The following is a 24,453-nucleotide window of genomic DNA, read 5'->3' on the forward strand; positions in this document are numbered from 1 at the left end:
CGCCAGGACGCAGTTGCTTCCCCTTCGATAGCCGCGTCCGGTCACCTGCGCACCGGGCAGGGCAGTGCCCAGTTTGCCCCCTGTAACCTCGACGTTTCATTACCCCTTCAATCGTTTGAAAAAGACGCTTTCGGCGGCCGAAAAGCGTTTCAACTTTGCCGGTCGATGGGCTAATACAGGCGCGCTGCGCGGCCAGCCATGCCCGGCCCGCACGATGCGGGGGAAAAATCATGATGCCATCGGCACGATTTCCTGATCTCGAGGGGCAGTCGGTGCTCATCACCGGCGGCGGCACCGGCATCGGCGCCGTGCTGACCGAGGCTTTTGCCCGCCAGGGCGCCAAGGTAGCCTTCATCGACATCGCCCTGAAACCGAGCCAGGAACTGTGCGACGAGATCGAGCAGGCGACGGGCAACCGGCCGCTCTACCTGCGCGCCGACCTGCGCGACATCGCCGAGCTGCGCCGTGCGGTGGCCCGCGCGGAGGAGGAGCATGGGCCGGTAACGGTGCTGGTCAACAACGCTGCCAACGATGTGCGCCACGAGGTGGCCGACGTCACCCCCGAAAGCTGGGACGACAACCAGGCCGTCAACATCAGGCCGCACTTCTTCACCATCCAGGCGGTGGCGCCAGGCATGGTCAAGGCCGGGGGCGGCTCGATCGTCAATTTCAGCTCGACCTCCTACATGCTCAATATCGGCGCCATGCCGGCCTACACGGCTGCGAAGGCTGCGATCGTCGGGCTGACCAAGGGGCTCGCCGGCCGCTACGGCCCTGACAACATCAGGGTCAATGCGGTGGCGCCGGGCTGGGTCATCACCGAGCGGCAGCGCGAATTGTGGGTCAGCGAGAAGGCGCTCAAGTCGCACATATCGCGGCAGTGCATCAAGCGCATGATGTTGCCGGAAGACATGGTCGGCACGGTGCTGTTCCTGGCGTCGGACGCATCGAGAATGCTGACGGCGCAAACTTTGATCGTCGATGGAGGTATCCTGTGAGTTCCAAGCCAACAATCGCTGCCGTCGACTGGGGCACCACGCGGCTACGCGTCTGGCTGCTCGACGGAACGGGTGCGGTCGTCGACGAGCGCCGCAGCGACGAAGGCTTGCTTACCGCCCAGCACAAGGGCTTTGCCTCGGTGCTCGACCGTCATCTCAAGGACATGGGTGCAACTGACGGCCTGCCGGCGATCGTCTGCGGCATGGCCGGCGCCCGCCAGGGCTGGATAGAGGCACCCTATGTCGAGGTGCCGTCCTCGCTCAGCGACATCCTGGGTGCCGCAGTGCCGGTCCCCGGTGCCGGCCGCGACGTCCGCATCGTGCCGGGGCTTGCCCAGCGTAATCCGCGCACGCCCGATGTGATGCGTGGCGAGGAAACCCAGCTTGCCGGCATCGCCGGCCTGATCGGTTCGGGCAGCCATTTCGTCTGCATGCCGGGCACCCATTCGAAATGGGTGATCGCCGAAGGCGGGGCAATCTCGGGTTTCGGCACCTGGGCGACCGGCGAGATGTTCTCGGTCCTGGCACAGCATTCGATCCTGCGCCATTCGATCGGCGACAAGCCGGCGAAGGTGACGCCTGACAACCAGGTATTCCGCGACTGGTGCCAGGAGGCGTTGTTCGATGCCGACATCGGCGCACGCCTTTTCGGAATCCGCGCCGCCGGCCTGCTTTCCGGGCTTGGCCAGGAGGATGCGGCCGCTGCCCTTTCGGGCCTGCTGATCGGCGCAGAGATCGCCTCGGCGACCAAGCGCTTCGGCCGACGCGGCGCACCCGTCATTCTCGTTGTCTCCGGTCCGCTGGGCGCGCTCTATGCCGAGGCGCTGCGCCTCGACGGCATTGACGTGACCATGGCCGATGCCGACGAAGCCGTGCTTGCGGGCCTGGTGGCTGCGGCACGGCGCAACAAGATGCTGGCTGAAGGAGTTGCCCGATGAGCATGACCGCACCGTTTCCCGCGCTTGGCCGCGGGCTGGTCGCCATCCTGCGCGGGCTGAAGCCCGAGGAAGCGCTCGATGTCGGCCGCGCCGTTTTCGACGCCGGCATCGAGGCGATCGAGGTGCCGCTCAATTCGCCCGACCCGTTCCGTTCGATCGAGATCTTGGCCAAAGCGCTGCCGACGGCGCTTGTCGGCGGCGGCACCGTGGTGTGGGCCAAGGATGTCGACCGGCTCAACGACGCCGGCGGTCGCCTGCTGGTCAGCCCGAACATCGACGCCGAGGTGATGGGCCGCGCCGGCGTGCACAAGATGGTGACGATGCCGGGCGTCTTCACGCCGACAGACGCGTTCCTGGCGCTGCGCCTCGGCGCTTCGGCGCTGAAGTTCTTCCCGGCCAGCGTGCTCGGCACCGGCGGCATTTCGGCCATTCGCGCCGTGCTGCCCAAGGAAACGCAGGTGGGTGTTGTTGGTGGCGTTTCGGAGGTGGATTTCGACGCCTATGCCAAGGTCGGCGTGCAACTGTTCGGGCTTGGTTCGAGCCTCTACAAGCCTGGCATGACGTCAGCCGAAGTCGGCCAACGCGCCCGCGCCGCCGTCGCCGGCTGGGACGCCATCGGCAAGGGAGCCTGACATGGCAGCCGTGATCCTGTCCGACGAAGCCTGCAGCCTGGGCGAGGGGCCGACCTACGATCCGGCCAGCGATACGCTCTACTGGTTCGACATCCTGGCCAGCCGCATGCTGGAAAGGAAACTGTCGGGCGGGCAAACGCGCATCCACCAGCTCGGCGAGATGGCGAGCGCCATTGCCACGATCGACGGCGAACGCCAGCTGTTGCTGACCGAGACCGGGCTGCATGTCCGCGATGCCGCGACCGGCAAGCTGACGCTTCACATGTCGGTGGAAGCGGCCAACACCGGCACGCGTTCGAACGACGCCCGCGTGCATCCTTGCGGTGCGCTGTGGTTCGGCACTATGGGCAAGAATGCCGAGGCAGGGGCAGGCGCCATCTACTGGTATTTCCGCGGCGAGCTGCGGCTGCTGTTGCCGGCGATCAGCATCCCCAACTCGATCTGCTTCAGCGCCGACGGCAAGACCGCCTATTACGTCGATACGGCCGTCAACCTGCTCTATCGCCTCGACTGCGATGCCGACACCGGCCTGCCGCTGGGCGAGCCGAAGCTGTTCGTCGACCGCCGCGGCGACAAGGGTGGCATCGACGGCTCGGTGGTCGACCGCGATGGCGTCCTGTGGAATGCGTGCTGGGGCGGAGGCCGCATCGACGCCTATGCGCCCGATGGCAACCTGCTGCGCAGCGTGCCGGTGCCGGCGGTCCAGGCCTCCTGTCCGGCCTTTGTCGGGCCCGCGGCTGACCGGCTGGCGGTGACCAGCGCTGCAGTAGGACTGAGCGCCAAGGCGCTGCGGGCCGACCCGCATGCCGGCAAGACCTTCCTGCTCGACGTTGCCGTCAATGGCCGCCACGAGCCGAACGTCCTGATCTGAGTTTCAGACATAAGGGCTGTCGCCCGGACGGCGGCAACAGGTCGGTTTTCCGGCATGTCGGGTGCTTCGGGGATGCCATTGTCGACGGCATCATTGCTTCGCAGCATGACAGCAGGACGCGTGCCAGATGACCGGAACAAGACCGACGCTCATTCTCGTCCATGAGCCGGAGCGCGCCTGCTTCGACCGGCTGCTGGCCGATGGGTTTCCGGCCCAGGCGGCAACGGAGATTTCCTCCTATCTGGCGCAATCGACCGACCTAGCGCCCGAGTTCGAAGCACTTGCCAATGCCTGCGCGGCGCGCGGCCTCGATTTCCGCGCCGTCGAGCTTGACGATGCGGCCGAGGTGCTGGCGGCATGCGACCGCCGCAACAGCCTGGTGTGGACGCTGACCGACGGCATCGCCTATTTCCGTGGCGGCGCGGCGCCGGCGCTGGCAAGGCTGAATGGCCTGCGCACCATCGGCGCCGACGACAGCCTGTTTGCACTGTGCCAGGACAAGTTCAGGGCAGGTGCGGTTCTCGCCGCGCTCGGCTTGCCGGTGCCAGCTGCGGGGCTGGCGCGTGGCGACAAGTGGCTGGTCGAGCCACCGGCGTCATCGTCGGGCTATTTCGTCAAGCCGAACCGGCTCGGCGCCAAGATAGGTATCTGGGAGGATTCGCGCATTGGCAAGGCCGGGGATGCGCTGGCGCTCGGGCGCCGGGTGTTCGACGCCTATCGCGATGACGTCATCGTCCAGCCCTATGTCGCGGGTCGCAATGTGCGTGCGAGCTTTCTGGCCGTCGACCCCGATGCCGGGCCCGAGGTGCTGGGCATCGTCTTTGTTGATTCAGGCGGCGATTTCCAGACCATGGCCGACAGCATGGCGCTGTATGGCGATACCGGCACTGCGGCCAAGGCCGACGGAAGCTACAGCGAGCCGGAGCTGGTTCATGTGGGATCGGTTCAGCCGGTTGCTGCGGCGACGATCCGTCGGATTGCGGCGCGGCTGATGGCGGGGCTCGGCCTGCGTGATGTCTTTTCGCTCGATTTCCGCGTCGAGGCCGACGACACGGTGCACCTGATCGAGTTCGAGGTCTGTCCCGGACTGCCCTGCTTCGATTTCCGAGCCTATTGCCGGGCCGAATGGCACCTCAGCCTCGTCGAGGCGATGGCCGAGACAGCCGCGCGGCGCATCGGCTAGTTCGCGAAGTGCCGCGCCTTCGGCGCGCAAATGTCAGGTGCGCTGCATGCAGACAGATGTGTGGCCCGAGCGGATGAAGCCGATCTGCTGGGCCGCACCCTTGGAAAGATCGAGCACGCGTCCCTTGGCAAACGGGCCACGATCGTTGATGCGCACGACCACGCTCTTGCCGTTCTTCTGGTTGGTCACCCGGATCTTGGTGCCGAAGGGAAGCGAACGGTGAGCTGCGGTCATGGCCGATGGATTCATGCGTTCGCCCGAAGCGGTCTTCGAGGTCAGCGCGTACCAGGAAGCCTTGCCGCATTGGGCCGAGGCGGTACCGGTGAAGGCAATCATCATGCCGGCGGCGAGGGTGGCCGCCGCGATCGCGGGCTTGGCGCTCTTCTTCATCTTCTGGTTAATGCTCCGTTGATGCACACACGGAGCGGTTTCAACCCAAATGTGGCAGCGAATGGGGCAAGCTTCGGGCGGTTCCGTGGCGGCCGCACACGTTTGGAGTCTCAAGGTAACAGTTTGTCAGGCGGATTCTTTGAATCTGTAAGGAATTTATTCACAAAAGCCGATGCCGCGCAGAGGTGAACTTCAGATGTGCCTGAGTCCCCGCTCATGTAGAGCGTGGCGATTATTGCTTGGGTATACTTTGCAGATAGATGCCGGCCAAAGGAAAGATCGATAACGACCAGAAACTGGTTCGGATGATTCAAGTAGGATTGTGCGGGCCCGTAGCGCGGTAAAACGGGCGGATTGCCCCGTGCCCTGGAACCGGCTTCCGGCGGGTGGCCGCCGTGATCTATTTTGTGCGTCGTGCCTCGCCTGTGCCGCGCATCGCCCTGATACCCCGCCGCAGGAAACAGCCCATTGCGCTTGTCATGCCCGGCACCGCACGGAAGAATTCCGGGTCGGAGAACAGGTTTGGGTCGTATTCGACGGTATCGAGCGCCTGGAGCTTCTCCCAGGCCGTCGACCGGTCTCCGGCGACGAGCGTGCGCAGGTTGGCGGTCGTCTTGCGGTCGTGGACGAAGGACAATTGCACGTGCTCGGCCATGCGCCGGCGCTCTGCCGCATCGAAAAGCTTCACCAGCTTGTAGTGGCGCATCGGCAGCAGCAGCGGGCTGCGCCAGGCGTCGGAGCGAACCCTCGGCTGGTCGGAGTAGCCGAGATCGTGGAAGCCGTGATGGACCTTGATGTCCTGGCGGTACCTCACCAGCGGAACCTTGCGCAGCACGTCCACCGTGCCGGCGATGCGATAGCGCGCATCGATGCAATAGCTGGCGCGCCATCGTTTGCCGAAGGCCCAGCGCACCGACTTGTTGGCGCGGTAGGCGGTGCTGTCGCCCCTTCCATCGAGCAGATGGCGATCGAACTCACGCAGGAATGAGGCATGTGCCGGGCCGTTGGCCAGGCCCGAAGCTGCCGGCAGCATGTCGACGAGCACACCCGGCACCCAGGACCGGCCGGCGGCCGATGCGGCCAAGACCACGTCGCCCATGGTGCCGCCGAGCGCAGACGGGACATCGACGAATTCGTCGGCGTCGATGGTGAGTGCCCATCGACCTTGCGGCAGCACGGCCTTCATGGCGGCCATCAGCCACGCGTTCTTGCAGGTTCGATAGTGGCCCACCCTTGGCGCCAGGGTAAGGACGTCGCGATAGGGCAGGGTTTCGGCCACCGGCACCGCCGAGCGGTCGTCGATGATGAAGAACGGTCCGCAGCCGATGCGGCTGTAATGCCTGTACCACTCCTCGAGCACGAACGTGTCGTCCTTCACGCAGGCAAAGACCGGCACCTTGCCGTCGTCGAGTTGGGGAAGGGGCCGGCCCGGCTCCTCGAAAAAGCACCGCAAGGCCTCTGCCGGACCTTGTGCGGCGATGGCCACCTGCGCCGCCTGCATCGCTTCGGCAAAATAGCGCTCCTTGTTGTCGGCCTTGTTGGCATTCCTGGCAAAACTTGAGGCGCGGTTGAAGTGTTGCATGGCGCCGAGAAGCCCGCAGTCGTCGGCATAGCCCTTGTTCCTTGGGTTGAGCGGCTTGGTGGTGCGCAAGTCGTCGACCACAAGGTTTTTCACTGTGATGCCTTCGCCGAGCATGAAGTTGGCAGTGGCCTTCGACTTCTGCAGCGCGCCGCCGGGGAAATGCGAGATGTAGGTGAGGTCGCGGTCGGCCCGCAGCGCGGAGAGGATGAGGTCCATCTCGTCGAACTGGCGCGGCAACGCCCTTTCGTCATATCCAACGGAACGATAAAGATCGGCCGGCAGCGTGACCCTGCCGCAGGTGCCGTCGCCCCAGTTGCCGCTGAAATGATGGATCAGCATCTTGCGGCCATGCTCGGCATGCAGGTCCAGGATTTGCTGCGTCTCTGCCGGCGAGACGAAGTTGTCGGCGTCGAGGCTGGAATAGATCGCGCCCTCGATATGGTCGCGGAACACGTTTTTGGCCCGGCCGAAATGCCATGGATCCAGGTGTCCGACCCGCCTCGGCTTCAGGTACCCGGACGCGATTTCCGCGACAAAGGTCTCGCGCAGCCAGCAATCCAGTTCGTCGTCCGTGTCGAAATTGGCGACGACGAATTCCACCAGCGTTTCGAACTGGCGGTTCTGGTAGAGATTTTGCCGCAGCGTCAGCCTGAGGTCGGCCGCCCGGTCCTGGACGGGGATGCAATAGGACAGGATCGGTCTCATGGAACACTCGCGCGGTTTGCTTCGGCCACTCAAGCCTGCCTGATTAAATCGGGTTGTATCGCATAAAAATTTCTACTTGCAATAGATGTATGATTGTGGGAAACGGGAGCCGCCCCCGCACTTGAGACCTGTTGCCGCTGCCCTGGCGACGCAAATCCGAATGCGGAGCAAGGGCCATGTCCTCGAATTCGATGCCGCGTCTGCGGCTCTGTGTTGCTGCCATCACCCGGCAACGACCAGTCATGCTCAAGCAGCTTCTCGCCTCATGGTCTGCTTGTGAGATGCCTCCCCTCACCGACGTCAGCTTCGTCGTGGTCGAGAATGCGGCTCAGCCCGATTGTCGCGATATCGTGCTTGGCGCTGCCGGGGGTCTGAACCTCGACTATCGGCTCGAGCCGTCCATCGGCATTCCTTTCGCGCGCAATCGTGCGGTCGAGCATGCGCTCGAATCAGGGGCCGATCTTGTCGCCTTCGTTGACGACGACGAGCGCGTCGCCAAGGATTGGCTTGTCGAACTTGTCGCCGAACATCGCCGCAGCCGGGCGCTGCTCATCGGCGGCCCGGTGGAGGCGCAGCCGCCAGCGGTTCCGCTGTCGCGGTGGCGCAAGGCGATCATGCGCGGGGTCCAGCAGCGGTTCCGCCACAAGGCGGTCGTTGCCCGGCGCCAGAACGCGGCGGGCAGGGCAGATCGGATCACCGTCGTCACCAACAACTGGCTCGCCCACCGCGACCTGTTCGTCGCCCACAGGCTGCGGTTCGACGAGCGCGATCCGATGTCGGGCGGCAGCGACGCGGCATTCGACCACGAGGTCACGCGCCTTGGACTGACGAAATCCTGGGCTGACCGGGCCATGGTCTACGAAACGATGCCGCCTTCACGCCTGACCTTTTCCTATCAGTTCAGGCGCGCCCGCGATCAATCGCTGGCGTCGTTCACCCGCAAGCGAAGGGGCGGCGACAGGAGGGCAGCATCGCTCGTGCCGCTGCTCGCCTACAGGCTGCTTGCCACTGCCGCCACTGCACTTGCGGTGCCAGTCCGCGGTGGCCCTGGGGTGCTTGCCCTGGCGCGTGCGTCCGGTTGGTCGGCCGGCCGGATACTCGGCTTGCTCGGGTCGCGGTCGCGGCTCTATGCGAAGGTGACCGGCGAGTAGCTTCGATGTCGCCAGTGTGATCGTCCGCCGGAACCGGATCCATTGAACTTGTTGCACTTTTTTGAGATAATGGCGCCAGTGCGAAGAACGCCCGACTGAGGAGTTCGACAACCACGCACTTGGTCCTCACGGGCGTTTGAGCAGAACTCAAATGTAGCCTGAGAGGATTTTGATCATGGCAACGCTCAATGTAATGGGTCCCCTGGGACTGTCGCAACATCGGCGCTGGGAGGACATCGCTTCGATGATCCTCGGCGCCGCGATCATCGTGTCGCCGATGTGGTTCGGCGAAACCGGCATGCCGACCATGATGGCGGTGACCGCACTCGTCGGCGCCGCGATCGTCGTGCTTTCCGGACTGGAGCAGATCTTCCTGCGGCGCTGGGAGGAAATCCTGTCGCTGTTCTGCGGCGTCTGGATGGTGGTGCAGCCCTTCGTCTTCGGATATGGCGGCGTGCTGCGCAACTGGCATGTCGGCCTCGGCATCGCAGTGGCGGTGCTGGCAGTTCTGGAACTCTGGCAGGACCGCAACCGAAACCTCGAGGCTTGAGCAAGGCAGCTCGACGCGCGAAGGCCCCGTAACTGACAAGGGGCCGAAGCTTACCTATGCAAAGGGCGCCGATGGGTGCCCTTTGCATGAGTTCGCGAGACTGGAGGCCGCGCTGTTCAGCGCCAGCCGATATAGGCGGTGAACTCTGCCATCAGCGTGTCGAAACGCTCGAGGTTTTGCGACAGGTTGCCGGACGAGACGCCGCCGCCGCAATCGATCAGATAGTCGAAATAGGTATTGTCCTTTTCGTTGGAGGCGCGGCCGGCGACCTTCTTGTTGTTCCATTCGAGCGCTTTGTCCTGCATCGCCTTGTCGGTCTTGAAGCTGCTCTGGAACTGCACCCGCCGGCATTTCTGCGGTTCGCCCTCGCAATTGTAGAAATAGACCCAGAAATTCATGCCGGAGGCCTTGGAATCGATGACAGGCAGGTTGTCGCTGTCGGTGCCGACCTTGGCCTGATATCCGGCCTTGGTCATGATCTCCTGGAGTTCCGCGACGGTGACGCCTTCAAGCACGCTCGGCGCGGCTTGGGGTTTGTCTTCAGCCCTGGCTGCAGTACCGGCAGCAAGGGCCAGGGCACCGGCGAAAAGGGCAAAGCGCAGCATCGGCGTGCTCCTCAACAGGTTGTGCGAACGTATTAGCGCAACCTGATATTATCACCGACCATGGGCCGGCTGGAAGCCGACCATTCGACGATGATCGAGGGAGAGACTGCGGGGCGCAGGCCAGTGCCAAATGCGCGTGGCGCTCGATCGGGATGGCTCAAGGCCTGTATTTAGGCCGGGGCGAAAAAGCCGATTGCATGGCTAATAGATGGTTCGGCAGCCCACCGGACGCTCCGGCTGCCAATCAGCAGCTTTCTTGTAAGACGTGTAGATGACGCTTTTCCTGTCCAGGGAGTAGTTGGCGAAAAGGCGCTCGAAGTCCTTGTCCTCCCTGAAGAATTCCAGGATGTCGAAGCCGGGAGATTTCGACAGGCGGAAGTCGTCCACCAAGATGATATCAGGCACATTGCACCGAAGGTCCTCGACGGTCTGGCGCCGAATGTCGTTTGCCAGGGCGGCGAGTTCCGGCGTCAGGCTGCCGTATTTTTTTTCGTGTTCGGACATGGCAAGCACCATCCAGAAGGCGAAATAGCGCGATGGCCATTTGAGTCCGGCCTTCTCCACCGTGGGCCAGAAGTTGGTCGGATGTGCCGTCAGCATCATTGTTGCCGTTCCGGGCCTGCTGTCGCGCAGCAGGTCACGAACGGTGGCCTCGGTGACATTCTTGTAGGGACCGGCGGCGAGGCTGACGATCAAGGGGAGGAGGGTGCAGACGACGAGAGCGGCGTTTGCAGGAAGCGTAACACTCCTCCAGCGGTGCTTCTGCCAGAGAGGGGCGACGGCGAAGAACAACAGCGCAGTCGTCGGAACCGAATGGTACCGCCAGCCTTTCTGCTGCGCGAAATAGGCGAAGCTGAAGGCCAGCGCAGCCAGCGCGGACGCGAATGTCAGCGAAGGCAGCGTGCTCCTTTGCTGCCACAACACAATGCCCGACAGCGCCCAGACGGCTATGAACGGCCGCAGGAACTGCTTGAGAAAAGATACCTCATAGCCGTCATAGGCGATGCTCACCATCGGCACCATGGTCGTCAGGAAATCCGGCGCAAGCAGGACGACGGCGACACCATAGCTGGCGGCGCCGGCCGACAGAATCACGGTTTCGGCACGAACGGGCGTCCAGTTTCGCCGCAGCCTGTAGATGAGCCAGAGCTCGAGCAGCAGCGGCACCAGCACGAAATAGTGTTTCAAGGCAAAGCCAGATGCCGCCAACAGTCCGGTAGCGGCAGCAACCTTCCAGTCCGTGGGGAGGTTGTCGGCGCGCCTAGCAATCAAAGCCAGGTAGGGGATGGCGCCGATAGCTGCCAAGTGCTCGCGTTGTGCAAATTCCTGAATGGGAATTATGACCAGTGCAAGAAATGCGGTGACAAGCAGAGTTGCGCGCGTCGCGGGGGAAGTGTCCGTCAGGAGGATGGACAACAACGCAAGTGCAGCCGCAATGAGGAGAAACACCGCCGCGACACTGGCCTGCACCGACGGGATGTCGAGTGCCTGCGCGGTCCATTCCACTGGAATGGCCATCCAGAACCACAGAGGTGGGTTCAGTTCCAGGATATCCCTGTACAGCACGGCGCCGCCAAGCATTTGGCGGGCGATCCACATCTGCCATACCACGTCGAGGGAAACTGCGATGTTCCGGAGCATCAGATAGGCAGCCAACAAGCCCAGCAAGATGGCTGCTTCCGGCCAACGCTCTGTCGAGAGCGTGTAGTCTCGGCGTTCCTTGCTCTGTAATCCCGAGCGTGGAACGAACACGAAATGTGCGGATCCGAGGTAGAAGGTGATCGAATAGACGCCGGTGCCGGCGAGGTGGGTCAATGGGTTGTCGACAATGCCACCAGCCCGTGCCGCCATCACGACGGCAAGGTTCGCCGCATAGGCGATGGCAAAGCTGATCGCATATCTCCACACCACACCCGGCTGATATCCGGCCGTCCGATCGAATGTCCAAAGGCTGTTGAGGACGAAGCTCAGAAGCAGACCTGCTGCGAAGCCAGTGACATTCGCCATGAAATCGCCGAAGCCAAGCTTCAGCAATGCCAATATGATGCCGAATCCGAGTGCCGTGTTCAGCAGACCAACGGCCCCGTATCTGAGGACACGCTGCAGTTCAAACAGCGGTTTCGATCGGGTGGACACTATGCTGCGCTCCGAAAAGAAGATCTGTGGCGGCGTGCCGGCCGGTCTCAGGCACGGAGCGCTTCCTTGACCAGTTGTTGAAGATTGCGAGCGCCCACGTCCTGTTCATCGGCGACTTCGCCCGAGATGACCTCGTTGACGATGTAGAGCGGCCGCCGCTTCGTCTCCATGTACATCCGGCCGAGATACTCGCCGAAGATGCCGAGCACCAGCAGTTGCACGCTGCCGAGGATGAGCACGATGGCAGCAAGGCTGGTCCAGCCGGGCAGGACGCTGCCCATCAACCACGAATAGAGGGTGTGGCCGAGCATGAGCAGGCCGAGCACGCCGAAGGCCATGCCCAGATGCGACGCAAAGCGCAGGGGTGCGACGGAAAAGCTCGTCATGGCGTCGACTGCCAGCAGGATCATCTTGCGCAGCGGGTAATGGGTGGTGCCGGCAAAGCGGCGTTGGCGCTGGTAGGGGAAGGCGACCTGTTTCAGCCCGATCCAGCTCACCATGCCGCGGATGAAGCGGTAGCGCTCGGGCATCGCATTGAGGTGATCGAGCGCGCGGCGGCTCATCAGCCGGAAATCGCCAGTATCGGCGGCGATGTCGACATCGACCATCCGGCGCAGCAAACGATAGAAGATCGAGGCAGTGGCGAGCTTGAACCAGCCCTCGCCCTCGCGCACCTGGCGCTGGCCGTAGACGACGTCGAAGCCCTCGTCCATCTTAGCCATCAACCCGCCGAGCAGTTCCGGCGGATCCTGGAGATCGGCGTCGAGGATGAGGATGCGCCTGCCGCAGCAGAATTCCAGGCCGGCGCTGAGCGCGATCTGGTGGCCATAGTTGCGGGCAAGGTCTATCCCGACGATGTGACTGTCACGTGCCGCCAAGTTGAAGATCGCGTCACGGGTGCCGTCGGTCGACCCGTCGTTGACGAGTACGATCTCATAGGACTGGCCTGCCTGTGCCTGGCAGGATGCGGAAACGCGCCTGTAGAGCTCTCCAACGCCGTCGATTTCATTGTAACAGGGCACAACCACCGAAAGCGCGACCTGGCGCTGCCCGGACAGGTATTTTGGATCGGCCACCGCGCTACTCCCCCAACTATTCGGTAGCAACGGTAAGTTGAATTGGTAACAAAACAAATAATGGCCGGATGCCAACTTGGCACGCGGTATGTAGTACTAGGCGTATTGAGATGATACCGGCCTGCAACTGGCCTATACCTGCGCATGGGTGCCGCTCATCTGCGGCACGGCTCCAGGTTCTAGACACCCCAGAGGGTGTGTCGACTAGCCGAGCGGTCCGGCGCGGCAGAGCGATTGTGAAGGAAAGATCATTGTCGGTCGACGCATCGACCGACTGGTTCATCCGGTTGGTAGTCCGGATGATGGTGCCCAGAAGAGGACTCGAACCTCCACGCCTCGCGGCACACGGACCTGAACCGTGCGCGTCTACCAATTCCGCCATCTGGGCTGGTGGGCGCTGATGTAAGCGGGCGAAGCGACTGTGTCAACGCGCTTTTTCAGCTTTTGCCGACGAATGCTGCGACAGGCCGGAATTGTCGCGTTTGGCGTGCCGCATGACGTTGCGGCAGGCGGCGCGGTGCAGCCGGCAAAGGGGTGGGAGCCGCGAATCGGCGGCTCCCGTGTCGGCTCAGGTCAGCACTTCCTTGGAAGCGACGGTCGAATCGGCGTTGAGCTTGTAGACGATCGGCACGCCGGTTCCGAGTTCGAGCTTGACGATGTCCGGGCCCGAAATGCCTTCAAGGGCCATGATCAGCGCGCGCAGCGAATTGCCGTGCGCAGCGACCAGCACCGTGCCGCCGGAGAGCACATGCGGCTGCATGTCGTGCATGTAGTAGGGCCAGACGCGCGCGCCGGTGTCCTTCAGGCTCTCACCGCCGGGCGGCGGGGTGTCGTAGGAGCGGCGCCAGACGTGGACCTGCTCCTCGCCCCACTTGGCGCGGGCATCGTCCTTGTTGAGGCCGTTGAGGTCGCCGTAGTCGCGCTCGTTGAGCGCCTGGTTGCGGATCGTCTTGAGGTCGCTCTGGCCGGTGGCGTCGAGGATGTGCTGGCAGGTCTTCTGCGCGCGCATCAGCGCGGAGGTGAATGCGATGTCGAACTTCAGGCCGCGCGCGTTGAGTTTCTGGCCGGCGGCCTTGGCTTCGGCGGTGCCCTGCTCGGTCAGGTCGACGTCGCGCCAGCCGGTGAACAGGTTCTTCAGGTTCCATTCGCTCTGGCCGTGACGGACGAGCACGAGAGTACCGGACATTTTAGCTCCCTTGAGGTGGGTGAGGACGATGGATTGATCTACAAGCCAAGCACGTCGCGCATCGAATACAGGCCGGGCTTGCGGCCATGCGCCCACAGTGCCGCCTTGACCGCGCCGCGGGCGAAGATCGTGCGATCCTCGGCCTGATGCGACATGGTGATGCGTTCGCCGGTGCCGGCGAGGATGACGGAATGGTCGCCGACAACCGAGCCGCCGCGCAGCGTGGCAAAGCCGATGGTACCCGCCTCGCGCACGCCGGTATGGCCGTCACGCACGCGCACGCTCTTCTCGGCCAGCGCGATCTTGCGGCCTTCGGCTGCGGCCTCGCCGAGAAGCAGGGCCGTGCCCGAAGGCGCGTCGACCTTGTGGCGGTGATGCATTTCCAGCACCTCGATGTCGAAGTCGCTGGGCCCGAGCGCCTGCGCCGCCTTCTCGACCAGGACGGCGAGCAGGTTGACGCCGAGGCTCATGTTGCCCGACTTGACGATGGTGGCATGGCGCGCGGCAGCGGCGATCCTGGCATCGTCTTCGGCCGCGCAGCCGGTGGTGCCGATGATGTGGGCGATGCGCGCCTGGGCGGCATAGCCGGCGAATTCGACGGTCGCCGCCGGTGCGGTGAAGTCGAGCACGCCGTCAGCCTTGGCGAAGGCCGCCAGCGGGTCGTCTGATATCGCGACATTGATGGTGCCGATGCCCGCGAGCTCGCCGGCATCCTTGCCGAGATAGGGCGAGCCGCTGCGCTCGATGGCGCCGACGACGCGGACGCCCTCCATCGTGTGTACGGTGCGTAGCAGCACCTGACCCATCCGGCCGGCGGCGCCGACCACAACCAGACCCATGTCGCTCATCGCAAGCTCCCTGCGGCAGCGCTGGCGCGCTGCGGCTCCTCTTTTTTCGTCTCGCCTGTATCGTCCACCAGTCCGAGCCCGGCTTCGTCGTGCAGATTGTGGAACCGGGCATAGACGCTGTTGGGATCGGCCATCAAGCCCGCATGCGTGCCTTGCTCGACCAGCCGGCCCTGATCGAGCACGACGATATGGTCGGCGCTGACCACGGTCGAGAGCCGATGGGCGATGACGATGGTGGTGCGCCCCTGCATGACGGTCGAAAGTGCCGCCTGTACCCGCGCTTCGGATTCATTGTCGAGCGCCGAGGTCGCCTCGTCGAGCAGCAAGATCGGCGCCTTGCGGACGAGCGCCCGTGCGATGGAGATGCGCTGGCGCTGGCCGCCCGAGAGCGAGGCGCCGCTTTCGCCGACCGGCGTGTCGTAGCCATCGGGCTGCTGGCGGATGAACTCGTCGGCGAAGGCCTGCTCGGCCGCCAGACGGATCTCGTCGTCCGTGGCGCCGGCGCGGCCGTAGCGGATATTGTCGGCAATTGTGCCTTCGAACAAATAGGGGTGCTGCGAGACATAGGCGATCGACTGGCGCAGCGAACGCTTGGTGACGTGGGCGATGTCCTGGCCGTCGATCTCGATGCGGCCGCCGTCGACGTCGTAGAAGCGCTGCAGCAGGGCGATCAGCGTCGACTTGCCGGCACCCGAGGCGCCGACGATTGCGGTCGTCTTGCCGCCGGCTGCGGTGAAGCTCAGCTCATGCAGGACCGGCATGTCCGGCCCATAGGAGAAGGAGACGGCTTCGAAGCGGATATCGCCCTTGCCGACCTTGGAGAGCGCCTGCATCGGGAGTGTCTTCCTGGCGCGGCTCAGTGTCGAGGATCTCGTAGATCATGCGGGCATTGACCAGCGCGCGCTCGAGCCCGACTTGGGTGCGGGCAAGGCGGCGCGCCGGGTCGTAGGCGAGCAACAACGCGGTGATGAAGGAAAAGACCGCGCCGGGCGGCTGTGCGCCCATGGTCGAGCGGTAGCCGGCATAGGCGATGACTGTGGCAACGACGACGCCGGCCAGCGTTTCGGAGATCGGCGACAGCCGTTCCGAAACCCGGGCGATCTTGTTGGAGCGCGCCTCGACGTCGCTGACCAGAGCGTCCATCCGCTTTGACAGCTGGTCTTCCATGGTGAAGGCCTTGACGATGGCAACGCCCTGAACAGCTTCCTGCACCGCGCCGAACAGCCTCGAATTGACCAGGATGGCCTCGCGGTTGAGCCTGCGCAGCCGCCGCATCAGATGACCGACGAGGAGCACCAGCGGCGGGCCGATCAGGAAGGCGATCATCGACAGCACCGGATCCTGGTAGACCATGACGCCGACGAGGGCGACCAGCGAAACCGCGTCGCGGGCGATCGAGGTGACGGTGATGTTGAGCAGGTCGCGCACGCCGCCGACATTCTGGTTGATCTGCGCGACGAGCTGGGACGACCGCTGGGCCGAGAAGAAGTCCATGCCGAGCTTCATCAGGTGGTCGAAGATGCGGCGCTGGTAGCGGGCGACGAGATTGTTGCCGATCTTGGCGAGTATGACCGCCTGGCCATAGGTGGCGACGCCGCGCAGCGCGAAGGATGCGAGGATCGCCAGCGAGATCAAGGCGATGAGGTCGGCGCGCTGGCGGTAGAAGATCTCGTCGATGACGTCGCGCATGATCCAGGCGGTAAAGGCCGTGGTGCCGGCGATGACGAGCAGGAACAGCGCGGCGAGCCCGTATTGCCAGGCGTAGGCGCGGCCATTCTCGGCGGCGACGCGCCGGATCACGCCGACGATCTCGCCACGCGAGGCCTTGGCCTTTTCCATCTGGGCTGTGGTCAAACAGGTAGTCCTGTCGCTACGCGAAAACTGCGCCCCTCATAGAGCATGACGCCGGCGGGGGAAACCGCCTTTTGGCCGCGGCTAGGCGCGCCAGCGCCGGTCTCCGGTTTCGATGCCGAACAAGGAGGGGGTGCGGGCGTAGGCCGCAAGCCCGGCCAGCGCTGCGAGCGGGTGGGTGATGACATAGACAGGCATCGAGGCCATCAGTTCGCGATGCGGCGCCTTGTCCTCGAAGGCCTTGCGGAAGTTGCCCTGCTTCAGCGCCGGCACGATCTTCTGGGCGATGCCGCCTGTCAGGAAGACGCCGCCCTTGCTCTTGAACACCAGCGCCAGGTCGCCGGCGGTGCGGCCGAGGCAGGTGACGAATAGCGACAGCGCTTCCTCGGCGATGGGATCGCTGCCGGCGAGAGCCGCCGCCGTGACCTGTGCCGGCTGGGTGAGCGTGGGCGTCTTGCCGTCGGCGAGGGCGACGGCGCGGTAGGTGTTGACCAGCCCGCGGCCGCACAGGATCTGCTCGCCCGAAATGCGGCCTTCGAGCTTTTCGAGATGCGGGAAGACCTCGAAGTCGCGCTGGGAACGCGGGCCGATATCCATGTGACCGCCTTCGCCGGGCACCGGAATCCAGCGTCCCAGGGCATGGATCAGGCCGGCGACGCCAAGGCCTGTGCCCGGCCCGAGCACGACGCGTCCGGCGCCCTCTTCCGGCTCGCCGGGGCCGATCTTTTCCATGTGTTCGTCACCCAGCGCCACGACCGCGAGCGCCTGGGCCTCGAAGTCGTTGAGCACCAGGATGTCGGTCAGCCCGATGGTTGCAAACATCTGCTTGGGACGCACCACCCAGGGGCAATTGGTGAGCGCGATCTCGTCGCCCTCGACCGGGCCGGCGACGGCAAGCACCGCCGAGCGCGGCTTGACCGGCGCGCCGTCGAGCACGGCGAGGATGGCGTCGTCGATGTTGGCATAGCTGGCGGTCTGGACGATGCGCGGCTCGCCGGCATCCTGGTCGGCGCTCTCGACGATGGCGAAGCGCGCATTCGTGCCGCCGATGTCGCCGATCAGGATCGGGAACGGGAGAGCCTGCGCCTGGTCGCTCTGATGTGACATTCCCGGTTCCGTCCCTGCGTCGGCGTTCAGCCGTTCTCTTGATTCTCGAGCATGATCTCGGCCGTCGCCCGGTTCAACGCCATGGGAATGTCGTAGACGATGGCAAGCCGCATTAATGCCTTCACGTCGACGTCATGCGGCATCGGCGTCAGCGGATCAACGAAGAAAATCAACTGGTCGATCTTGCCCTCGCTGATCAGGGCGCCGATCTGCTGGTCGCCGCCGAGCGGCCCGCTCTTCAGCGGCGTCAGGTTGAGCCCCGGGCAGGCCGCGAGGATGCGCTGCCCGGTGGTGCCGGTGGCGACGATGTGGCAGGTCTTCAGGAACTCGACATGGTCGGCTGCGAAAGCGACCAGGTCGTCCTTCTTCTCGTCATGGGCGATCAGGGCGAGACGCGATGCAGGGGTCACACGAGTTCATCCGGGAGAATTAAATCGGTTGAAATCCATAGACCGATTTCCATGCTTTTGGAAGCGACATGGCATCGGCCCGATCGGCAGGTTGCAGTCCGTCCCTACTGCGTCTTCGGGCGTGGACGCGGCAGCGGAATGTCGACCGAAGGCCGGGGTGCGAAGGCGTTTGCCGCAGCCGGCGTGCCGTCATCGGTGATGACGGGCGTGTCCGCGACTTCCGGTTGTTCAGGTGCCGGAGCGGCCACGACCGCGGTCGGTGCGCCACCCTTGCCGTGGAAGGTCACGGCGGCCTCGTTGACGGGCGAGGGTGCGTCGAGTACGGCGCGGCATTCCTTGGGCAGGCTCGCCATCGTCATGATGTCGCGCGCCTTGGGCTTCGCAGGACCGGTGGCCGGGCGCCATGGTTCTTCGGTGAACCACCAGGCCAGCGACTTGTCGCAGCCGTCGCCGCGTGGCGTCGGATCCTGCTCCTTGCAGCCTTTCGAGCCGGGCTGGCAGCCGATGCGGACGTGGAAATGGTAGTCGTGGCCCCAGAACGGCCGCACCTTGCGCAACCACGAACGATCGCCGGTGACTGTTTCGCAGAGCTTTTGCTTGATGCCCGGATTGACCAGGATGCGCTCGACTTCCGGATAGCTGGCGGCGCGTTCGAGCAGGCGCGTATGTGCCGGCGTCCAGCGCTTTTCGATGACGCGGTGGGTCTTTTCGTTGACCATCGAGACCGCACTCATGTTCTCGCGCTCGGTCGGCGACAGCCTGCGGTCCGGCATCGGCGTGAGCCAGATGTCGGCGTCGAGGCCGATCTGGTGCGAGGCGTGACCGGTCAGCATCGGGCCGCCGCGCGGCTGCGAGATATCGCCGATCAGGAGGCCGGGCCAACCGTCGGCGGTGGCCTCGCGCGACAGCTTTTCGATCAGCGCGATCATCTTGGGATGGCCCCAGCGCCGGTTGCGCGACAGGCGCATGGCCTGCCAGGTCGGTCCGTCGGTGGCGATCGCCAGTCCCCCGGAGAAGCAGCCCTTGGAGTAGAAGCCGTAGGAGCGCGCGGCAACCGCCGCCGGCAGCTTCTTGTTGCCGAACAGGTCCTTGGCGAGTTCCGCAGCAGTTGCGGCCTGCATGTCGAGACCGACAAGGCCAAGGGCGGCGAGCGCCATGGCGAGCCGCGCCGCCTTGCCCAGAATTCTACTGAAAAATGCCGTCATGGAGTTTTGTCCTCTCCGCCAGCTTGGGCCGCCACGGTTACCGAATGGTAAATTCCGGCGCCCGCACCCCAGTCATTTCGCTGTGCGACCGACCCCGCTCAGCCTTGCCTTATCGGACTGCGCCTGTCGCTTTCCCCTTCGCCGCGCCAGCTGCCGTCGGCCCACATCCGGTCGAATGCGGCCCGGTAGTCCGGGAAGCGGAACTCATATCCCGTGGCCCGAATCTCGGTGTTGGCGACACGCTTGTTCTCGCCATAGAAGGACCGTGCCATGGGCGAAAGTTGGGCAGTCTCGAAGGGAATTTCCGGTGGCGCATCGACGCCCATCAATTGAGCGGCATAGCTCACCACGTCCTGCGGCGGCGCCGGCTCGTCGTCGGTGACGTTGTAGATGCCGCCACGGTCCGCGTCGAGCAGGTGCCAGAGCGCACCCGAGATGTCGTCGACATGGATGCGGTTGAACACCTGGTCCTTCTTGATCAGGCGCTTGGCGGTGCCATTCTCGAGGTTGACGAAGGCGTTGCGCCCCGGGCCGTAGATGCCCGACAGGCGCAGGATCGCGATCGGCCGGCCAACCTCTTCGCCGAGTTCGTGCCAGGCCTGCTCGGCGTCGAGCCGGGCCTGCGAGCGGCCCGGCTTGGGCCGGCATTCGGCGGTCTCGTCGATCCATTTGCCGCCATGGTCGCCATAGACGCCGACGGTCGAGAGATAGCCGATCCAGCGCAGCGCCGGCATGTGGTGGAGGATGGCGTCGCGGGCGACGTCGAGCACGGGGTCGCCGTCGGCGACGGGTGCTGCCGATACCACCAACTGCGTGGTCTCGGCGAGCCTGGCGCGAATTTCGGACGTCAGATGCCCGTCGAACAACAGCGGCTCGATGGCTGCGGCCTCGAGGCCGGCAACTTTCTCGACCGAGCGGGTCGTGCCGGAGACGCGGACGCCCTGCGGCCGGTCCCGGGCGAAGGCCTTGCCCGAATAACCGGCACCGAAGATGAAGATATTCTGCTGGGTCATGCCGGCGTCCATGCGGGTTCAGACTGCGTGAAGGCCGCCTGCCATTCGGCTATCACGTCGTCTTCGGTTTCGACCTTCAGCGCCTGATGCGCAAGAGCCGAAAATGCTTCCGGCCCGGCAAGCCGCGACAGCGCCCAGACGGCGGCGCCCCTGACCAGCGGCGCAGCGTCGCCGAGCAGAGCCTGGCAAGGCGCGATCAGCGACCTGTCGCCCGAATTGCCCGCGGCGATCAGCACGTTGCGGATAAAGCGGTCGCGGCCGATGCGCTTGACCGGCGATCCGGAGAAGAAGGTTCGGAAGGCGGCATCGTCGAGCTGGAGCAATTCGGCGAGGCGCGGCTGGCGCAGGTCGTCGCGGGCGGCGAGCTTCTGCTCCGAGGCCGCCTGGGCGAATTTGTTCCACGGGCAGGCGGCGAGGCAGTCGTCGCAGCCATAGATGCGGTTGCCGATCTTTTTGCGGAATTCGAGCGGGATCGGACCCTTGTTCTCGATGGTCAGGTAGGAGATGCAGCGCCGGGCATCGAGCCTGTAGGGCGCCGGGAAGGCATCGGTCGGGCAGGCGTCGAGGCAGGCGCGGCATGAACCGCAATGGTCGATCTCGGCCTCGTCGGGTGCAAGTTCTGCGGTGGTGAAGATCGTGCCGAGGAACAGCCAGGAGCCGAATTCGCGGCTGACCAGATTGGTGTGCTTGCCCTGCCAGCCGAGTCCGGCCGCTTCGGCCAGGGGCTTTTCCATGACCGGAGCGGTGTCGACGAACACCTTCACGTCGCCGCCTGCGCGGGCGACGATCTTGCCGGCGATCTCCTTCAGCCGGCCCTTCATGACGTCGTGATAGTCGCGGTTGCGGGCATAGACCGAGATCGCGGCACGGTCGGGCATTTCCTGAAGAGTTCGAGGGTCCGTGTCGGGGCCGTAGTTCATGGCCAGGACGATGATCGAGCGCACCTCGGGCCACAGCACGGAAGGTTCGGCGCGGCGCTCCAGCGTCTCGGCCATCCAGCCCATCGAGCCATGCAGGCCTTCCTCGACGAACTGGGCGAGGCGGGCAGGGGCGAGCGGGATGGCGTCGGGCCGCGTGACGGCGACGGCGGCGAAGCCGGCGCGTTGGGCCTCGCGCTCGATCAGCTGGCGCAGCGCCGTATTAGAAATCGAGGTCCGCATAATGCGATGCCGGGGTCAGGCCGCGTACCCGGTCGGCGAGCAGCGGCCGGAAGGATGGCCGCGACTTGACCCTGGTGTACCATTCGCGCGCCGATGAATGTTCGCGCCAGTCGATTTCGCCGAGATAGTCGAGCACCGACAGCGAGGCCGCCGCGGCAAGGTCGGCATAGGTGATGCGCGTACCGGCGAGCCAGTGGCGCGTGCCGGCCAGCCAGTTGGTGTATTTCATGTGCTGGCGGATATTGGCGCGCGCCGCGCGGATCGCGGCCGAATCGGGCGAACCGCCGCCGGCCGATTCGGGCATATGCGGCTTCAGCACGCGCTCGCGCACCAGGTGACGGGTCACTTCGCTATCGGTCTTGGTCAGGTACCAGTCGGTCAGGCGGCGGATCTCGGCGCGCTCCATCGGGTCTTCGGCGAACAGCCGGCGCTCGCGCTTGAGCACACCGCGGGTCTCGTCGATATATTCGGAGATGATCATCGCGCCGACGATCGGAACGTCGCCTTCGGCCAGCAGCACCGGCAGCGTTCCCGCCGGATTGAGCGACAGGAATTCCTTGCGCCGCGCCCACGGCTTCTCTTCGATCAGGGCCAATTCTTCGCCATATTCGCCGAACGCCAGGCGGACGAAGCGGCATGTGGCGAACATCGGGTGGTGGAAAAGCGTCAGCATGGTCCTGCGAAATTTCGTGATCGGTGGCGCTCTGGCGAATCGCTTGCCGCGCCGCTAGAGCTTCTGGGCCCGGCGCACCGGGCTCTCGGGCGACCCGACCTATAGGGTGAGTTCCGCCCCATGACAAGCAATCGCGAATGAACGATCCCGCGGGGACCGGAATGGAAAGCCAGACAATCATCGACGCGCTGCTGCTCGGACTGCTCGAGGGGCTCACCGAATTCATCCCGGTCTCCTCGACCGGCCACATCCTGCTGGCCGGGCATTTCCTCGGCTTCAACTCGACGGGCAAGACCTTCGAGATCCTGATCCAGCTCGGCGCCATCCTGGCGATCCTGTCGGTCTACTGGGCGCGGTTGTGGCGGATGCTGGTCGACCTGCCGCGCGACCCGCAGACGCAGCGTTTCGTCGCAGGCATCCTGATCGCCTTCCTGCCGGCGGCACTGATCGGCGCGTTGGCGCACGACTTCATCAAGACGGTGCTGTTCGAATCGCCGCGGCTGATCTGCATCATGCTGATCCTCGGCGGCATCGTGCTGCTGTTCCTCGACAAGCTCGATCTCAAGCCGCGCTATGGCGACGTGACCAATTTTCCGCTCTCGGTCTATCTCAAGATCGGCCTGTTCCAGTGCCTGGCGATGATCCCCGGCACCTCGCGCTCGGGTGCCACCATCGTCGGTTCGCTGCTGATGGGGGTGGAGAAGCGCGCCGCCGCCGAATTCTCGTTCTTCCTGGCCATGCCGACCATGGCGGGCGCCTTTGCCTTCGATCTCTACAAGAACCGCGACATCCTTTCGGTAGCCGATCTGCCGATCATCGGCGTCGGCTTCCTTGCTGCCTTCCTGACTGCGCTGTTCGTGGTGCGCCATTTGCTCGATTACGTCTCGCGCAACGGCTACGCGCTGTTCGGCTGGTGGCGGCTGCTGGTCGGCAGCGTCGGGTTGATCGCGCTGATGGTCTGGGGCTGAGAACCCGCCCCCTCAGCCCGCGGCGCAATAGCTCAAGCACCACGACCGTGATGGCGCTCGTGAGCCGCTTGCGCAAATTTTCCTGGAGAAGGCGCTGATGCGCCCTCAGCCGGTCAGGCTTCTGTCCTGCGGGTAAACTGGCCAGCAGCGCGGTAGCGCCAGAGGTAGCTCGGCAGGATCGAGGCCGTGGTCTTGGGTGCGATGCCGACGGCAGCGATGGTGCGGCCTTCGTCCTGCGCTGCCTTGGACACGACGTTGTCGGAGCGCAGCAGCGTGACCTGGTCCTTGGTCAGCAGCGGGTTGGGCAGAAGGCCGAGGATCGATGCCTGCAGATTGGCAGCCCACCACGGTACCGGGACCAGGTTGCGCTTGCGGTCGATGACCTCGAGAATCTGTTCCATGCACTGCTTGAAGCTCAGCACCTGCGGGCCACCGAGCTCATAGATGGTGCCGCCCTTGACCTTGCCGTCGACGGCGCGCGCGATGGCCTCGGCAACGTCGCCGACATAGATCGGCTGGAAGCGGGTTTCACCGCCGCCGATCAGCGGCAGCACCGGTGAGAAACGCGCCATGTTGGCAAAGCGGTTGAAGAAGCCGTCCTCGGGACCGAAGACGATCGACGGCCGGTAGATCACTGCCTCAGGCAGGGTCGCCAGGACCGCCTTTTCGCCGCGCGCCTTGGTCTGGGCGTAGATCGAGTGCGAGTTTTCGTTGGCGCCGAGCGCCGAGACATGTGTCAGCGAAGCGCCGACGGCGCGTGCGGCCTCGGCCACGGCACGGGCGCCGAACTCCTGGACCGTGGAGAAACGCTGGCGGCCGCCTTCATGCAGGATGCCGACGAGATTGACGACATGCGATGCGCCCTGGACGGCGCGGTCGACCGACCAGCGCACGCGCAGGTTGGCCTGGACCGGCTGGATCTGGCCGACATTGCCGAGCGGCTGCAGATGGAAGGCGAGGTCGGGGCGGCGGCAGGCGACACGCACCAGATACCCGCGCTTGGCCAGCGCCCGCACGACATGGCGGCCGAGGAAGCCTGAGCCGCCAAATACGGTCACGAGTTGCGGGGTCTGCAGAATTTCAGTCATCGCTGGCTCCGGTCGCCAAAAGGGGCAGGGATGTCAGCGTTCTTAGCCCGTTTCGCGGAAAAGGCAATCATCGAGGCTCCATGCGGAGCGGCCCGCGCCGATCTGGCGCGGGCTTGCAGTTTGCCTT

The 24,453-nt window shown here is 64.7% G+C and carries 22 protein-coding genes, 1 tRNA gene and 1 pseudogene; 8 read left to right on the plus strand and 16 right to left on the minus strand.

The window, feature by feature from the left end; genetic code table 11:
- The first annotated feature begins 230 nt into the window (after positions 1–230).
- The 5 genes from WHT83_RS04610 (at position 231) to WHT83_RS04630 (ending at position 4,622) form a co-directional block, all read left to right on the plus strand.
- Positions 231–998 carry an SDR family NAD(P)-dependent oxidoreductase gene (locus WHT83_RS04610; RefSeq protein ID WP_108606055.1) on the plus strand — a complete coding sequence of 256 codons (768 nt, stop codon included), beginning with the start codon at positions 231–233 and terminating at the stop codon, positions 996–998.
- On the plus strand, positions 995–1,936 hold the full coding sequence (locus tag WHT83_RS04615) for a 2-dehydro-3-deoxygalactonokinase (RefSeq protein ID WP_406873094.1): 942 nt from the start codon (positions 995–997) through the stop codon (positions 1,934–1,936). The genes WHT83_RS04610 and WHT83_RS04615 overlap by 4 nt, the downstream gene beginning before the upstream one ends.
- Positions 1,933–2,568 (plus strand): 2-dehydro-3-deoxy-6-phosphogalactonate aldolase, encoded by a 636-nt coding sequence (locus WHT83_RS04620; protein ID WP_406873095.1) that lies wholly within the window; start codon positions 1,933–1,935, stop codon positions 2,566–2,568. Before WHT83_RS04615 ends, WHT83_RS04620 begins: the two co-directional genes overlap by 4 nt.
- 1 nt (position 2,569) lies before the next feature.
- Positions 2,570–3,439 carry an SMP-30/gluconolactonase/LRE family protein gene (locus WHT83_RS04625; RefSeq protein ID WP_183263276.1) on the plus strand — a complete coding sequence of 290 codons (870 nt, stop codon included), beginning with the start codon at positions 2,570–2,572 and terminating at the stop codon, positions 3,437–3,439.
- Positions 3,440–3,566: 127 nt separating this feature from the next.
- Positions 3,567–4,622, plus strand: a complete 1,056-nt coding sequence (locus WHT83_RS04630; protein WP_406873096.1) for a D-alanine:D-lactate ligase-like protein — start codon at positions 3,567–3,569, stop codon at positions 4,620–4,622.
- A gap of 33 nt (positions 4,623–4,655) precedes the next feature.
- On the opposite strand, the gene WHT83_RS04635 is transcribed toward WHT83_RS04630, so the two are convergent.
- Entirely contained in the window at positions 4,656–5,012 is a 357-nt protein-coding gene (locus WHT83_RS04635) for a septal ring lytic transglycosylase RlpA family protein (RefSeq protein WP_108606050.1), read from the minus strand.
- A 400-nt stretch (positions 5,013–5,412) separates the two neighbouring features.
- A complete protein-coding gene (locus WHT83_RS04640) occupies positions 5,413–7,299 on the minus strand; it encodes a glycosyltransferase family 2 protein (protein WP_406873097.1) in 1,887 nt (628 codons plus the stop codon).
- Between the two features lie 176 nt (positions 7,300–7,475).
- Here WHT83_RS04640 and WHT83_RS04645 point away from each other — a divergent pair, with 176 nt between their 5' ends.
- Together WHT83_RS04645 and WHT83_RS04650 are read left to right on the plus strand one after the other, a co-directional pair.
- Complete coding sequence (locus WHT83_RS04645) at positions 7,476–8,450, plus strand: glycosyltransferase family 2 protein (protein WP_406873098.1); 975 nt, start codon at positions 7,476–7,478, stop codon at positions 8,448–8,450.
- A gap of 175 nt (positions 8,451–8,625) precedes the next feature.
- Complete coding sequence (locus tag WHT83_RS04650) at positions 8,626–9,000, plus strand: hypothetical protein (RefSeq protein WP_183263272.1); 375 nt, start codon at positions 8,626–8,628, stop codon at positions 8,998–9,000.
- Between the two features lie 116 nt (positions 9,001–9,116).
- On the opposite strand, the gene WHT83_RS04655 is transcribed toward WHT83_RS04650, so the two are convergent.
- From WHT83_RS04655 to WHT83_RS04715, 13 genes and pseudogenes are all read right to left on the minus strand, one after another.
- Positions 9,117–9,605, minus strand: a complete 489-nt coding sequence (locus WHT83_RS04655) for a YbjN domain-containing protein (protein ID WP_108606046.1) — start codon at positions 9,603–9,605, stop codon at positions 9,117–9,119.
- Positions 9,606–9,806: 201 nt separating this feature from the next.
- Positions 9,807–11,741, minus strand: coding sequence for a GtrA family protein (locus tag WHT83_RS04660; protein ID WP_406873099.1), 1,935 nt, complete (start codon positions 11,739–11,741; stop codon positions 9,807–9,809).
- 47 nt (positions 11,742–11,788) lie between these two features.
- Positions 11,789–12,817, minus strand: coding sequence for a glycosyltransferase family 2 protein (locus tag WHT83_RS04665; RefSeq protein WP_406873100.1), 1,029 nt, complete (start codon positions 12,815–12,817; stop codon positions 11,789–11,791).
- A gap of 303 nt (positions 12,818–13,120) precedes the next feature.
- Positions 13,121–13,205: transfer RNA gene (locus WHT83_RS04670), tRNA-Leu, on the minus strand.
- Positions 13,206–13,385: 180 nt separating this feature from the next.
- Positions 13,386–14,003 (minus strand): 2,3-bisphosphoglycerate-dependent phosphoglycerate mutase, encoded by a 618-nt coding sequence (locus WHT83_RS04675; protein WP_406873101.1) that lies wholly within the window; start codon positions 14,001–14,003, stop codon positions 13,386–13,388.
- A 38-nt stretch (positions 14,004–14,041) separates the two neighbouring features.
- Positions 14,042–14,851: a 4-hydroxy-tetrahydrodipicolinate reductase gene (dapB, locus tag WHT83_RS04680; RefSeq protein ID WP_406873102.1), complete on the minus strand. Its 810-nt coding sequence runs from the start codon at positions 14,849–14,851 to the stop codon at positions 14,042–14,044.
- Positions 14,848–16,690 (minus strand): annotated as a pseudogene (locus tag WHT83_RS04685) (ABC transporter ATP-binding protein). Before WHT83_RS04685 ends, dapB begins: the two are co-directional and overlap by 4 nt.
- A 96-nt stretch (positions 16,691–16,786) precedes the next feature.
- A complete protein-coding gene (locus WHT83_RS04690; RefSeq protein WP_406873103.1) occupies positions 16,787–17,809 on the minus strand; it encodes a glucokinase in 1,023 nt (340 codons plus the stop codon).
- Between the two features lie 26 nt (positions 17,810–17,835).
- Positions 17,836–18,219, minus strand: a complete 384-nt coding sequence (locus tag WHT83_RS04695) for a methylglyoxal synthase (RefSeq protein ID WP_108606039.1) — start codon at positions 18,217–18,219, stop codon at positions 17,836–17,838.
- Between the two features lie 104 nt (positions 18,220–18,323).
- On the minus strand, positions 18,324–19,424 hold the full coding sequence (gene mepA / locus WHT83_RS04700; RefSeq protein WP_406873104.1) for a penicillin-insensitive murein endopeptidase: 1,101 nt from the start codon (positions 19,422–19,424) through the stop codon (positions 18,324–18,326).
- A 98-nt stretch (positions 19,425–19,522) separates the two neighbouring features.
- Positions 19,523–20,437, minus strand: coding sequence for an SDR family oxidoreductase (locus tag WHT83_RS04705; RefSeq protein ID WP_406873105.1), 915 nt, complete (start codon positions 20,435–20,437; stop codon positions 19,523–19,525).
- Positions 20,434–21,597, minus strand: coding sequence for a tRNA epoxyqueuosine(34) reductase QueG (queG, locus tag WHT83_RS04710; protein ID WP_406873106.1), 1,164 nt, complete (start codon positions 21,595–21,597; stop codon positions 20,434–20,436). The genes WHT83_RS04705 and queG overlap by 4 nt, the downstream gene beginning before the upstream one ends.
- Positions 21,578–22,270 carry a glutathione S-transferase family protein gene (locus WHT83_RS04715; RefSeq protein ID WP_108606036.1) on the minus strand — a complete coding sequence of 231 codons (693 nt, stop codon included), beginning with the start codon at positions 22,268–22,270 and terminating at the stop codon, positions 21,578–21,580. The genes queG and WHT83_RS04715 overlap by 20 nt, the downstream gene beginning before the upstream one ends.
- 161 nt (positions 22,271–22,431) lie before the next feature.
- Here WHT83_RS04715 and WHT83_RS04720 point away from each other — a divergent pair, with 161 nt between their 5' ends.
- The gene (locus WHT83_RS04720; RefSeq protein WP_406873107.1) at positions 22,432–23,238 is read left to right on the plus strand and encodes an undecaprenyl-diphosphate phosphatase; all 807 of its coding nucleotides are present in this window, start codon (positions 22,432–22,434) and stop codon (positions 23,236–23,238) included.
- A 113-nt stretch (positions 23,239–23,351) separates the two neighbouring features.
- On the opposite strand, the gene WHT83_RS04725 is transcribed toward WHT83_RS04720, so the two are convergent.
- The gene (locus WHT83_RS04725) at positions 23,352–24,326 is read right to left on the minus strand and encodes a complex I NDUFA9 subunit family protein (protein ID WP_108606034.1); all 975 of its coding nucleotides are present in this window, start codon (positions 24,324–24,326) and stop codon (positions 23,352–23,354) included.
- Positions 24,327–24,453: the final 127 nt, after the last annotated feature.

The sequence above is a fragment of the Aminobacter sp. P9b genome (assembly GCF_045345995.1).
Taxonomy (GTDB): domain Bacteria; phylum Pseudomonadota; class Alphaproteobacteria; order Rhizobiales; family Rhizobiaceae; genus Aminobacter; species Aminobacter niigataensis.